At 58.9% G+C, this 11,851-nt stretch carries 11 protein-coding genes and 3 pseudogenes; 7 read left to right on the top strand and 7 right to left on the bottom strand.

The features are described 5' to 3' along the window. The 5 genes from H8B02_RS39025 to H8B02_RS39045 all read left to right on the top strand — a co-directional run. On the top strand, positions 1 to 307 hold a 307-nt coding region (locus tag H8B02_RS39025; RefSeq protein WP_229171048.1), incomplete at its 5' end, for a transposase. Beyond that, positions 307 to 651 (top strand): hypothetical protein, encoded by a 345-nt coding sequence (locus tag H8B02_RS39030; RefSeq protein ID WP_229171049.1) that lies wholly within the window; start codon positions 307 to 309, stop codon positions 649 to 651. The genes H8B02_RS39025 and H8B02_RS39030, both read left to right, overlap by 1 nt. Before the next feature lie 1,140 nt (positions 652 to 1,791). Continuing rightward, complete coding sequence (locus tag H8B02_RS39035) at positions 1,792 to 1,962, top strand: hypothetical protein (protein ID WP_229171050.1); 171 nt, start codon at positions 1,792 to 1,794, stop codon at positions 1,960 to 1,962. Continuing rightward, a complete protein-coding gene (locus tag H8B02_RS39040; protein WP_229171051.1) occupies positions 1,952 to 3,631 on the top strand; it encodes a recombinase family protein in 1,680 nt (559 codons plus the stop codon). Before H8B02_RS39035 ends, H8B02_RS39040 begins: the two co-directional genes overlap by 11 nt. After that, positions 3,613 to 4,020, top strand: a complete 408-nt coding sequence (locus H8B02_RS39045; protein WP_229171052.1) for a hypothetical protein — start codon at positions 3,613 to 3,615, stop codon at positions 4,018 to 4,020. Before H8B02_RS39040 ends, H8B02_RS39045 begins: the two co-directional genes overlap by 19 nt. Here the strand turns inward: H8B02_RS39045 and H8B02_RS39050 are convergent. The 7 genes and pseudogenes from H8B02_RS39050 to H8B02_RS39080 form a co-directional block, all read right to left on the bottom strand. Continuing rightward, positions 3,930 to 5,094: pseudogene (locus H8B02_RS39050) on the bottom strand (IS3 family transposase). The gene H8B02_RS39045 and the pseudogene H8B02_RS39050 overlap by 91 nt on opposite strands. A gap of 106 nt (positions 5,095 to 5,200) precedes the next feature. Continuing rightward, entirely contained in the window at positions 5,201 to 5,467 is a 267-nt protein-coding gene (locus H8B02_RS39055) for a hypothetical protein (RefSeq protein ID WP_229171053.1), read from the bottom strand. 21 nt (positions 5,468 to 5,488) lie between these two features. Then, positions 5,489 to 6,046 (bottom strand): YfbU family protein, encoded by a 558-nt coding sequence (locus H8B02_RS39060; RefSeq protein WP_229171054.1) that lies wholly within the window; start codon positions 6,044 to 6,046, stop codon positions 5,489 to 5,491. A 398-nt stretch (positions 6,047 to 6,444) separates the two neighbouring features. After that, positions 6,445 to 6,717, bottom strand: a complete 273-nt coding sequence (locus H8B02_RS39065) for a hypothetical protein (RefSeq protein ID WP_229171055.1) — start codon at positions 6,715 to 6,717, stop codon at positions 6,445 to 6,447. Positions 6,718 to 7,116: 399 nt separating this feature from the next. Beyond that, positions 7,117 to 7,701 (bottom strand): anthranilate synthase component II, encoded by a 585-nt coding sequence (locus tag H8B02_RS39070; protein WP_229171056.1) that lies wholly within the window; start codon positions 7,699 to 7,701, stop codon positions 7,117 to 7,119. Next, positions 7,698 to 9,089 carry an aminodeoxychorismate synthase component I gene (gene pabB, locus H8B02_RS39075; RefSeq protein WP_229171057.1) on the bottom strand — a complete coding sequence of 464 codons (1,392 nt, stop codon included), beginning with the start codon at positions 9,087 to 9,089 and terminating at the stop codon, positions 7,698 to 7,700. Before pabB ends, H8B02_RS39070 begins: the two co-directional genes overlap by 4 nt. Before the next feature lie 109 nt (positions 9,090 to 9,198). Continuing rightward, positions 9,199 to 9,558 carry a Dabb family protein gene (locus tag H8B02_RS39080; protein ID WP_229171058.1) on the bottom strand — a complete coding sequence of 120 codons (360 nt, stop codon included), beginning with the start codon at positions 9,556 to 9,558 and terminating at the stop codon, positions 9,199 to 9,201. Between the two features lie 906 nt (positions 9,559 to 10,464). Here H8B02_RS39080 and H8B02_RS39085 point away from each other — a divergent pair. Further along, positions 10,465 to 11,146 (top strand): annotated as a pseudogene (locus H8B02_RS39085) (dethiobiotin synthase). A gap of 539 nt (positions 11,147 to 11,685) precedes the next feature. After that, positions 11,686 to 11,851 (top strand): annotated as a pseudogene (locus H8B02_RS39090) (IS630 family transposase); the annotation flags it as partial.

The following is an 11,851-nucleotide window of genomic DNA, read 5'->3' on the forward strand; positions in this document are numbered from 1 at the left end:
GGACAAAGCCTACGATGTGGAAGACTTCGTCAACGAGCTGCGCTCGATGAACGTGACGCCGCATGTTGCACAGAACATTAGCGGCCGCAGCTCTACGATTGACGGGCGAACGACCCGGCACGGCGGCTATGCTGTCAGCCAGCGAATCCGCAAGCGGATCGAGGAGGCATTCGGCTGGATCAAGACGATCGCGGGCCAAGAGAAGACCCGCTTCCGTGGCCGTGATCGCGTCGCATGGGCCTTTACCTTCGCTGCCACCGCCTACAATCTGGTGCGGCTGCCCAAGCTGATCGCGGAGACCGGCTGATGGCCAAGGTGCCCAGCTTCGCCAAGGCCTTTGCCGGCCGCTGGCGCATCGTCGAGATGGACGTCTGGGATAGCGACTTCCTCGATCTTGTCGAGGAGGCGCATCTCACCTTCCAGGGCAAGTCCGATGGCGAAATCGCCTTTGGGGCTCTCAAGGGCTTCCTGGACGTGCGCTACGGCACCCGCGACGGATCGGCGTGCGCGGAGTTCTCATGGGAAGGGCACGACGAGAACGATCCGTCCTGCGGTCGCGGATGGGCTATGATCGGCACTGCAGACAGGCTCGTCGGCCACTTCTACATCCACAATGGCGAAGACTCAGCCTTCGTTTGCGAACGCGGCTGAGTTCTTCAACAGCCTGCTCTAGGGAGAATGTACCCCTACTCTGCGGCGATGCCTTACTCATAGGTTTTGAGGAGCAATCGTCCGCATCAAGACTCCCAGCTCCAGGGCCGTTGAATGCGGGCCTTCTCAATATGTACCGCGTGTCTGTGGCCGGGCTACGGTAGAAAGTAAACATACTCAGTGACACAGTAGCGCTAGCGTGGTCAGGCACCTATGTGTAGGCTTACGGCCTAGCAAGAGAAATCAAGTCCCACCTCGATCGATACGGTCCCTCTGCGAGCGAAACATACAGGATTATCCTTGCGAACGCAGATCAGAACCTCAGTTGCATAGCGATGGTCGCGGAAGGAACACAGACCAGCTACAGATGGCACGGCGCTGAGAGCGCCAATCTCAGGCGATTTCAGAACGTACATTTCGCAGGAACCGGATCAGACTATTTTAAGAAGACGATTGAACTGCTCGACGGCGTCGATGCAATTGCAGACTCATCAATCAACGTCCTTTCGGCTGTATTGGGTGATGCTCTCACCTTTGCATCCCAGTCGTTGGGTCGAGAGCTAAGAGCTGGTCCCGGTTGTCTGAACAGAATCTCCGCGCCGATAAGTGGAGGGTCTGCCGGGGTTAGGCCGCCATGCGGAGTGGCAGCGGGTTGAAGTAGGCTTGATCCGGTGTGCCGCCGTCAAGGCTCGAATGTGGCCGGCGGCGATTGTACAACGAGGTTTGAGAACGCCCACAGGACCGTTCTTCGCGAGGTTCTTTATCGACATCATCCTTGGTTTGGTCGCCGAGTTTGCGTTCATGGGGCCGTCGACAAGGCTGGTGATGTCGTTTTTCGCTGCACGCTGGATGGGTCGCAAGCAGACCGTTGGCTTGAAGTACCAGCATGGATGTTCGACCGGACGGCATGCCCGGACCCCGAGCTTTTGGCAGCTCAGCCGTTTGTCAGCATCGACGCACTTGCGGCGCTCTCTGCGCTTCTCGATCTGGCGTTGAAGGATCGAACGCCATCAGCCGTCCTCCTTTCTGGCGCATCCAGAACCTCTCACGACCAGAATCAGGGAGAGAGCCATGTCGCGGCAGATGGCAATGCCAGGGAGCGGATACCGACACAATCGACGATCGCGGCCGCAGCGGCAGATGGATCTGTTCGGGAGCGGCCCGTCGAACGACGCCATCGGCGCGCCCGCATGGCCGGAGCTGCCGGCGGAAGCGCGGGCGACCCTCACGAGGCTGATGACGCAGTTGATCCTCGACCATGCTGCGACGACAGCGACGCCGCCCGCGAAGGAGGCCGGTCATGATCTCTGACAAGGTCAGGCCACATCATCTGGAGCGCAAGGCGATTCTTTACGTGCGCCAATCCTCAGCACATCAGGTGTTGCACAATCGCGAGAGCAGCGCGTTGCAATACGCCATGCGGGACCGGCTCACGGCGCTCGGGTGGTCAGAGATCGAAGTGATCGATGATGATCTCGGTCGTTCCGCCGCCGGCGGGGTACAACGCGCTGGCTTTGAGCGGATGGTAGCGGAGGTTTGCCTCGGTAAGGTTGGTGCGGTTTGCGCCCGCGAGGTCTCGCGCTTCGCTCGCAACAGCCGGGATTGGCAGCAACTCATCGAGATGTGCCGCGTGGTCGATACCGTTCTGGTCGATCAGGAGACCATCTATGCGCCAAGGCACGGCAACGATCGCCTGCTGCTCGGGCTCAAGGGCAGCCTCAACGAGTACGAGCTGGATCTGTTGCGCCAGCGCTCGCTCTCGGCTCGCCACGAGAAGGCGCGCCGGGGCGAGTTGGTTGTGGCGGCGCCCGTCGGCTTCGTGAAGGCCGGCGACCGTTATGAGAAAGATCCGGATCGGCGTGTCCAGGAAGCGATCAAGCTGGTGTTCGACAAGGTCGAGGAACTGGGCAGCGCGCGACAGGCGCTCTGCTGGCTCCACGAGTACAATCTCGATCTACCGGTGAAGCAGTCCAACGGCGACACGACCTGGCGGCGACCGAGTTACTCCGCCATCCACCGGATCATTGAGAACCCGGTCTACGGCGGCGCCTATGCCTATGGTAAGACGGCTGTGGCGGCGGGATACACCGCCGAGGGTGTTAGCGTGAAGGTCCGCCGCAAGACGCGGAACGAATGGCTGACGCTGAAGCCCAATACCCACGAAGGGTATGTGAGCTGGGAGAGGTTCGAGGCGATCCGCACAATGGTCAGCAGCAACGTTCCCACAGGTCGGCATCACGGCGCGCCCAAGCATGGTGACGCGCTGCTGGCCGGTCTGATCCGGTGCAAGCGCTGCGGCCGCAAGCTCACACTCCGGTACTCCGGCATGAAACACCATATCCCGCGCTACAGCTGCAGCCGCGCCTGGATGGACAATGGCGGCCCTCACTGCATCGCCTTCGGAGGATTGCGCGTCGATGATGCAATCGAGGAAGCACTGCTCGGCGTTGTCGGCCCAGGCGCTATCGCCGCGGCAACCGCTGCCGCCAAGGAAGCCGGAGAACGACGGGATCAGGTGCGCGATGCTCTCAGTCGCGACCTGGAAGCGGCGCGCTATGCCGCCGACCGGGCTTTCCGGCAATACGATGCCGCTGACCCCACGAACCGGCTGGTGGCGAGCGAGCTTGAAGCGCGCTGGAACAGGGCGCTTGTCCACGTGGCGGAGGTCGAGGGCAAGCTTGCCGCGCATAATGCGAGTACACCTGCTCCCGGCGTTGCTCCGGCCTCGCTCGGCGTCTTGGCGTCCAACCTGCGAACCGTCTGGTCAGCGCCGACGACCGATGCCCGTGTCAAGAAGCGCATCGTGCGCACCTTGATCCACGAGGTCGTGGCTAATATCGACGATGCGGCCTCGGAGATCGTTCTCATCGTCCACTGGGTGGGTGGCGCCCACAGCGAGTTGCGCTTGCCGAAGCCCGGCGCGGACAGCGCAACAGCACCTCTGCCGATATCATCCAAGCCGTGCGTCAGCTGGTGCTGATCGCCAGCGACGATCTGATTGCCGGCCTCCTCAACCGCAACGGCCTCAAGACGGGTAACGGCAATCGCTGGACCCGCGAGCGCGTCACATCAATCCGCTCGAACTACCACATCCCGGTGTTCAAGCCCGCGGAGGACGGGACCGAGCCTTGGCTCAACCTTAGCAACGCCGCACAGATCCTGAAGATCGCGCCCAAGACGCTCCGGCTGGCAGCTGAAGCCGGAGAGATCGAATCTATCCATCCTCTGTCGGATGGTCCTTGGATCTTCGCCCGCGCCGCTCTCACAACGTCCGCTGCTCAATCCATCACCAAACGGGCGCGGCAGAACCCAAAATACCCCGCAGGATCGCATCCCAACCAGCAAAACCTCTTCTCATCAATCACATAGCCAGATGGGTGTTCCGATGCACGGTTGTAAAAGTCGAGATAACGGCCGATCGAGTTACGTGCCTCGCTGACGCTGTCGTAGGCACGCAGGTATACCTCCTCGTATTTGATGCTGCGCCAGAGCCGTTCGACAAACACGTTGTCCCGCCATGCGCCCTTGCCGTCCATGCTGATCGCGATGCCGTTGTAGGCGAGCACGCCGGTGAAGGCCGCGCCGGTGAACTGCGAGCCCTGATCCGTGTTGAAGATGTCCGGCTTGCCGTGACGAGCCAAGGCATCCTCCAGCGTCTCGACGCAGAAGGCCGCCTCCATCGTGATCGACAGCCGCCACGACAGAACACGACGTGTTGCCCAGTCCAGGACCACGGCGAGATAGACGAAGCCACTCGCCATCGGGATGTAGGTGATGTCCATCGCCCAGACCTGGTTCGGTCGCGTGATCTCCATGCCGCGCAGCAGGTATGGATGGATCTTGTGGCCGGGCTCGGGTCTGGTGGTGCGCGGACGGCGATAAAGCGCCTCTATCCCCATCCGCCGCATCAGCGTCTTCACATGCCGGCGGCCGATCTTGCACCCCTCGGCAGCCAGCAGGCCTCTCAGCATTCGCGAACCGGCGAAGGGAAACTCCAGATGCAGCCGGTCGAGACGCCGCATGATCGCGAGATCGGCGTCCGGCACTGGTCGCGGCAGGTAATAAACGCTGCCGCGGCTGATGTTCAGAGCTTCCGCTTGCCGGCTGATCGGCAGCTCGTGTGCACGGTCGATCATCGCTTTGCGCTCAGTAGGCCGGCCTTGCTGAGCGCTCCTTCTAAAAAATCGTTCTCCAGCGTCAGCTCGCCGATCTTGGCATGCAGCGACTTCACGTCGACGACGGCTGGCGCTGCCCCATGGCCTCCACCAGGGCCGAACACATCGGAGCGCCACCTTCGAGCTGAGCCTTCCACGATGCGATCTGATTAGGGTGGACGTCGAACTGCTCCGACAGTTGAGCCAGCGTTCGATCGCCCTTGACGGCGGCAAGCGCCACCTTCGCCTTGAAAGCTGGTGTGTGGTTGCGGCGTGCTCGTCTGCTCATCGTCTCTCCTGATTCGCGGGTCAATCTTGCCCGCCGTCAGGCAGAAACTCCACTTATCGGGCTGTTCAGATTCGCGAAGCCGGCTCTCTCTGGCGTCCTGACCGTTTCACTTTCGATGCAGTCCATCGACACCGTCGGGAACATAGCAGCGCGCGTACTCTACTAGCGTCTTTAGGTCGCGACCAAGCTTCCACTCCCATCTATCGGGTGCGTTCATATAACTCTCTCCGCCAAAATTCTTGCCGACGGCGCGGTCAAGAAGGTGGCTGGCGAAGGCGTCGATATTGTCTGCAAGCTCGGCGAAGTTGTGATGTGGAGGCAACTTCCGATACGCCCGTCCGAAACCATATAGACCGTTGAACAGACCTTTCATGCTGCCTCCACGTGTTCCGGCTTACTGGCGTTGGCTGGGGTGCCTTCGTGCGTTCAAGATTTCCGTCAGTTCGGCTAAATTGAGACTTCGATTGTGTAGGTTTGCGCGAATGGGCTCGAACACACCGTACATGCGCCTGTAGGATTCGACCGAATGGCTATGTGAGTTCAGGTCGCCACGGCCTTTGAAGGAATCGAAGCGATGCCGCATATCGTTCAGCATGTAGTTTGCAATACCATAATGCGGTTCGTTATTCCCGTCGAAGCCCGGGAATTTCACATGCGTTCCGAACGGCTCCGCATCTTTTGCTAGCTTCGTCTTTTCTGCCGGGGTCAGTGCTTCGTATCCTTCCTCCACGAACCGCCACATGTCGAGAAAGTTGGTCGTTTCTCGCACCTCCGGCGGGTCTTCAGAACGCTCCCACGGTATACCCGAAAGCTCCCAGTTGAAGCCCCAGAGCTTGTCTTTGTAGATCGTATTAGCGATGAATTCCGGGTCAAACTCACCCTTTATCTTCATTGCCTTGTACATGTCGGTCAGCATGAGCAGGATGAGCTTTTCGCCGTCAGTCAACTTCATGAGAGGGAAACTCCTTAATGTAGAGCGACGGTTTTTGCACAAGTCAAGCGTGTGGAGCAAGTTGGATGTTCGTCAGGTCCGGAACATCTTGTGGGCTGGCTCGCCCTCGCGCTACCGACGCTCAGACGTGCAGTAAGCCGCCCGATCGTCCATCAGCTTTCGACGCTTCGCTAGCGCTGTGCGGCGTCTGTAGGCTGCCTCCGTGTCGTCGCCGGTAGCATGCGCTATTGCGGCCTCTGCGACTTCCCACGCGTGGGCCGTTTCGTCCCCAGCCCAATCCCGGAACGTAGAGCGCATGCCGTGAGTTGTGGCGTGTCTTTTGGTGTGGCGTGCGATGCAATGCGCCAACGCGGCATCAGAAACAGGCCTGAAGGGCAACTGCACCAAAGCGAGCGGTGTCAGCGGCACGCTGTGTTCAGTTCAGCCTTCATGCGACCGGCCGGGACGGTCCAAAGATCGGCTTTCACTTCCCTATCTTGGTCCATGTAGCGGGCTTCACCGTAACGGCAGGCCGTCAAGATGATCCATCGCAACATGCGTGCCGAGTCGGACGCGTCCTCTGCCAGCGACTTCCAAAACTGCGGCATTTCCTCATAGGGCAGGGAGGGGTGATGTTTGACGTGCTTCTTTCGTTTCTGAGCAGGGAGCAAGTGCTTGATGATTGCGAGCACGGCCGGATTGCTGCCCCTGGGACGAAGTTTCTTAGCTTCAGCCGCATTCGTTGATCGAATAGCGAAGAGAACCGCCGATCCACAGGACCGGCGGCCAAGTCAAGGGAGGAAACGCCCGTTAGGGCAGCGGTACCGAGAGTACCGCCTAGGCACCGCCAATCTCTTGGCGGATCTCGAATAAACGTTTTCGCTAAGAAGCCAGAAGATGATCCCGACTTGCCGAATGGAGGTGCTGCGAAGAGGCCGACGCGGCTCCAAGTAATTCAATTGAGGCGGCACCAAAAGAGAAAGTTGCGTACGTAGCGTGCCAACTGAGCTATTTCCGCTACTCGTTAGATACGACGGCTCTGCCGAGCGTTTCACGAATACGCAGCTCGCCATTCGACGAAGTCTCCGATCTCACGCTTCGAAACTGGCCGCCAATCGCAAGAAATTCATAAGCAACACGTGCCCCTGTTGAGTAAGTACTGACTCCGGGTGGAATTGCACGCCATAGGTTGGGTGATGCCGATGTGCCAAAGCCATAATCTCACCTTCATCTGAGCGGGCTGTCACCATGAGGTCCGGTGCTTCTGATAGATCGAGTTCGACCGCTAGAGAATGGTACCGCCCAACACAAAGTGGAGACGGGAGTCCCTTGAACAACCCACGACCGCCGTGCGTTATGGATGAGGCTTGGCCGTGCATGGGACGATGTGCACGCACGACGCGTCCCTCGAAAACGCTCCCAATACACTGGTGGCCGAGACAGATGCCAAGAATTGGGACACGATCCGAAAGTTCGCGGACAACCGCGGTGGATATGCCGGCCTCCATGGGAGTGCAGGGACCGGGAGATATGACGATTGCGCGCGGCTGGAGCGCAGCGAGTTCAGTGACGCTGATCGCATCACTTCGGACCACTTGCGTCTGAGCACCAAGCTTGCGGAAATAGCGCGCAATGTTGAATACGAAGGAATCGTAATTGTCGATGATGACAATCAAAATGCACCAGATGGATCGGCATCAAAGGCCTCGAACAATCGTTTTGCCTTGGCAAGTGTCTCCTCATATTCTGCTTCCGGATTCGACATCGCCGTTATTCCACCGCCTGCATGAAATATAGCCAGGCCATCCTCGATTACGACGGTGCGGATCGCAATGTTCGTGTCCATGTGTCCATTGAATCCGATGAAGCCGATCGCCCCGCAATAGACCTCTCGCGCCACTTTCTCGATGTCCGCAATGATCTCCATTGCCCGCACCTTTGGAACGCCAGTGACAGAGCCGCCGGGAAAGCAGGCGCGAAGTAGACTGACAGCGTCTTGGTCTGCAGCAAGCGCGCCTCTCACCGCCGACACAAGATGGTGCACTGAGGCATAGGTTTCGAGGTTGCACAGTGCTGAAACTTCGACCGAATCGTCTGTGCAAACGCGTGACAGATCGTTGCGCAGCAGGTCGACGATCATAATGTTCTCGGCGCGATCCTTCTCGGATGCGAGAAGGAGCTCGGCACGGTGCAGATCTTCCGCGGAATCAGCGGAGCGTGCGATTGTGCCCTTGATCGGTCGTGTTTCGACCTGCCGTCCGTCAAGTCTCAGAAATCGCTCAGGAGAGCTCGATGCGATCGTCAGCGTGTTATAGTGCAGGAGAGCTGCAAACGGGGCCGGGTTTAAAGACCGGAGCTGGCAATAAAAGGTGAGGGGATCGAACAAGGGCGACACTTTGGCACTGAAGCGTTGCGCGATGTTCGCCTGGAATATATCTCCGGCCAGGATCAAATCGACGACGCGCTGGACCGCCGCTATGAAGTCTTCACGGCTAAAATTTGAATGCCATCGGCCCGCGGTGCTGGGTATTATGATCCGCGGCGATTTTGGCCTGGCAAGCAGCGCTTCAAACTCGTCGGCGCGACGACGCGCGTGCTCGGCTCGTCGAGTGGGGTCCTGCTCCGGCCAGCCGGTCGAGACGATCCAGCACTTCTGGTCCCGGTGATCGAAGCTGACCACTACGTCGTAAAAATGCAATATTGATTGCGGCAACCGCAGACCCGCAGTTGACGGTGCCGGCAGCTCCAGTGTTCGGTTTAGATCGTAGGCAAGGAAGCCGGCCGCGCCGCCCTGGAATGGGGGAAGATCGGGGCGGTGCGCTTCTTTGTATCTGGCAAGAAGGTCACGGAGAACCTCCCATGGGTCCCCTATAATTGCCTCTCCGTTCCAACTTGCCTGTCCATCCGCGACTAAGTAGGTGCTGAACGGCTCGCAGGCCAGATATGAGTAACGGCCAAGCAGCTCATGCCTTGCGGCGCTGTCGAGAAAGGTAAGCTGCGGCCGCTGCGCAAGACATCGCAGCGCCTTGACGGGCTCAATCCACTGCATCTCGCGGACGTGCATGGCTGTCTGCTACGACCACCGACAGGTTGTGAGGCCTGCGCCGCGTGATGCCCTCCGAAGGAGGGTTATTTCCGTGCCGCACGTACAAGACATGCGGCTGATCATCAAGCTACTCACGGCCGGCTGGTCCACTACGCCGAGCGACTTGCGTTAGCCCTGCCGTTCCAGCGAAATGCACGTCTTTCGACAGCTCATAGTCAGCGGCAAAGCGCAACTCCCGGAGCGGCCGTACGCATCGGATCGCTTCTCGATACAAGTCGTGCGTCTTGTACGCAGCGAGATCCCTCTCGCTGTCGAATTCACCATACACAACGACATCAATATCATTGCCGAGCTGGTCGCTCTTGCGGTTGCGGGCAATCTCGAGCCGGCGTGCATATGGGATTGAGGTGAGAACCGATAGACCTTCGACGACTTGGTCGATATCGGCTTTTTCCTTGGCTGTGAAGAAGACGATGTGACGGATCATGATGGCCGTAAACGTGACGCCGCAACTTGACCACTTGTTATATCGGGATCTAGCTCAAGGCAATGCCGAATGCATCGACAGCCGGAGCGGTCTTTGACGCTGTACGATGCCGCGAGTGTGCAGCAGACCTTCCTGATATATGTCAGCTGGATCTGACAATTGCCGTGCCCAACGCTCTGGATATGGCTTACGTAGGTGAGGCGTGACCGTCGGGCGCTCTAAGCCCTTGTAGGCGTTGCTGGCCCTCAAATCGAACATTGCCGGGATCGGTGCCGTTCAAAAAGAGGCACGCGGTGCATACGAAGCCGCCAGCGAGGCGTCGACGTCTTGTTTGGCAGGATATCCTGATCGATTATGCGACATCGGCCGAGCCCGCTCGCGCTTCGGCGGAAGCTCGCGCTACGTCGAAAACGAAAAAATCACCCTCGTCATGCCTCGATCTGGCCGAACGAATCCGCGCTCATTCGATCGACCACACCACGTGAAGTCAGTCATCAATCGTGCAGCTTCGCTCGAATCGTACCGTTCTGCGTCTATTGGGATACATCCTGCGGCACGTGAATGCCTCCGTCCGATCTGGACAGTATTTGCGCGCCGACAACAATCTTAACCTGCCACAACGCATCAAACGCAACTCTGGGAGGGCGCAATGGCGCGCGCCACAGCCGTCTATGGTTCAACGTAACAGTCAGTATCCAGAAGTCTTTCAGAGCGGGTGCAGCGGACACCTATCGCGACCGGTATCTTGCATAACGTGCTGCTGTTAGCCTTGAGGCGGCGATGCGCGCAGCAGGGTCGCTGAGCAGCCGTTTGCTCGAACCGGAGGTGAGGGCACCATGCGTTCAACGTCTTACGAAGAGTAAGCGGTCCTGTCGACCGGCGTCCGCTTTGTGAGGTCGCTGAAAAATGGAGAATGAGGTGCGTACAACGCTGGACAAGAGGTCAAGCTCGACGAGCCAGCAGCGGATAGTGGTCATGGGTACCGGCGCCGGCGTTGGAAAGACGGTGTTCTGCGCAGGGCTCGTCAATCTACTTGGCGCGAAGTTTTGGAAGCCGATTCAAGCCGGCCTCGAAGGAGAAGCGGATACTGAGCGCGTCGCTCGGCTTGCAAGTCTTTCGCCAGATCGCATCGTGCCTGAGCGGTACCGACTGCAAACGGCCGCTTGGCCGCACTGTTCCGCGGAAGTTGACGAGGTTCGCATCAACGCGGATTCGTTGGACGTGCCCGATACTGAAGGGCAGCCGCTCGTGATCGAGGGGATTGGAGGACTAATGGAGCCGCTGAATTGCGGTTCGCTTTACATTGACCTTTTGGAGGGATGGCGACTTCCTGTAGTACTGTGCACCAGCACAACTTTGGGCACAATTAATTGTTCACTGCTGTCTATAGAGGCGCTCCGAAGACGCCAGATCGACATTCTTGAATCTCGCTTTCGTTGGCGAAAAGAATTCAGATGCGGTGAGAGCGATTTGCGAGATTAGACGGGTGCGGTGGTTAGGGCGACTGCCCTGGATTGCGCCTCTGTCGGCAGACACGCTGCAAGCTGCGTTCAGGACCTCCTTCTTGCGCGACGATTTCAAGTCATGACGCTAGTTAAGGGGGGATCAGGTAAGGAATCGAAATCGAGATACATCTCGCTAGATCACGTGACTCGATGCATCAGGTATAGGTCTCGAGCCGAACGGTGCGCTGCCAGCTCGCAGGCGGCTTCGCAAAACGCAATTTGGTCGACATCCGCTCCGTGCTCCCGGATTATTGCGTTTGCGCTACCCTTCGACCCGAGCAGGACTGCGTCGTGGTTAGCATCAACACAGCGGGCGCCTGGTCGAACGGCGACCGCATTACCGAGATCGGTGCCGTGAAGGTCCGCAATCATGAGGTCGGCGCCGCTACGGGCGACGACACTCGGTCTCCTGAGTGCAGCGCGATTTTGATCCGGCGATCCTCCCCGCCTTTGGGGGGGCCGCTCGTGGCGAACCAGGATCGTTTGAGATACCTCCGTTCTCGTTACTTCGCGAAATGAGCCCCTTGATCCCTCCGTGGATGGATTTACCGCTCAGGAAATTTTGGTTCTGGCTAACTAGTACCCACTTTTCTTGGATCGTGAGTCGTGATTCAATATCTGGATGATACCCGAAGCAAGAGAAGTCCACCTTTCGCGGAAGGATCGCAAGGTGCTTGAGGCGTGTTGGCGCTCGCCGGTGACGTTGCAGCGCGATTTGAAGCGGGCGCGGATCGTTCTGTTGGCGGCGGCTGGGCGCAGCACACGATCGATCGCCAAGGAAGTTGGGG

Source organism: Bradyrhizobium altum, assembly GCF_020889705.1.
Taxonomy (GTDB): domain Bacteria; phylum Pseudomonadota; class Alphaproteobacteria; order Rhizobiales; family Xanthobacteraceae; genus Bradyrhizobium; species Bradyrhizobium altum.

Excerpts from the sequence above, each read along its gene's own strand:
- H8B02_RS39030 (WP_229171049.1), top strand. The coding sequence starts at position 307 with ATGGCCAAGGTGCCCAGCTTCGCCAAGGCCTTTGCCGGCCGCTGGCGC.
- H8B02_RS39035 (WP_229171050.1), top strand. The coding sequence starts at position 1,792 with ATGGATCTGTTCGGGAGCGGCCCGTCGAACGACGCCATCGGCGCGCCC.
- H8B02_RS39040 (WP_229171051.1), top strand. The coding sequence starts at position 1,952 with ATGATCTCTGACAAGGTCAGGCCACATCATCTGGAGCGCAAGGCGATT.
- H8B02_RS39055 (WP_229171053.1), bottom strand. The coding sequence starts at position 5,467 with ATGAAAGGTCTGTTCAACGGTCTATATGGTTTCGGACGGGCGTATCGG.
- H8B02_RS39060 (WP_229171054.1), bottom strand. The coding sequence starts at position 6,046 with ATGAAGTTGACTGACGGCGAAAAGCTCATCCTGCTCATGCTGACCGAC.
- pabB (WP_229171057.1), bottom strand. The coding sequence starts at position 9,089 with ATGCACGTCCGCGAGATGCAGTGGATTGAGCCCGTCAAGGCGCTGCGA.
- H8B02_RS39080 (WP_229171058.1), bottom strand. The coding sequence starts at position 9,558 with ATGATCCGTCACATCGTCTTCTTCACAGCCAAGGAAAAAGCCGATATC.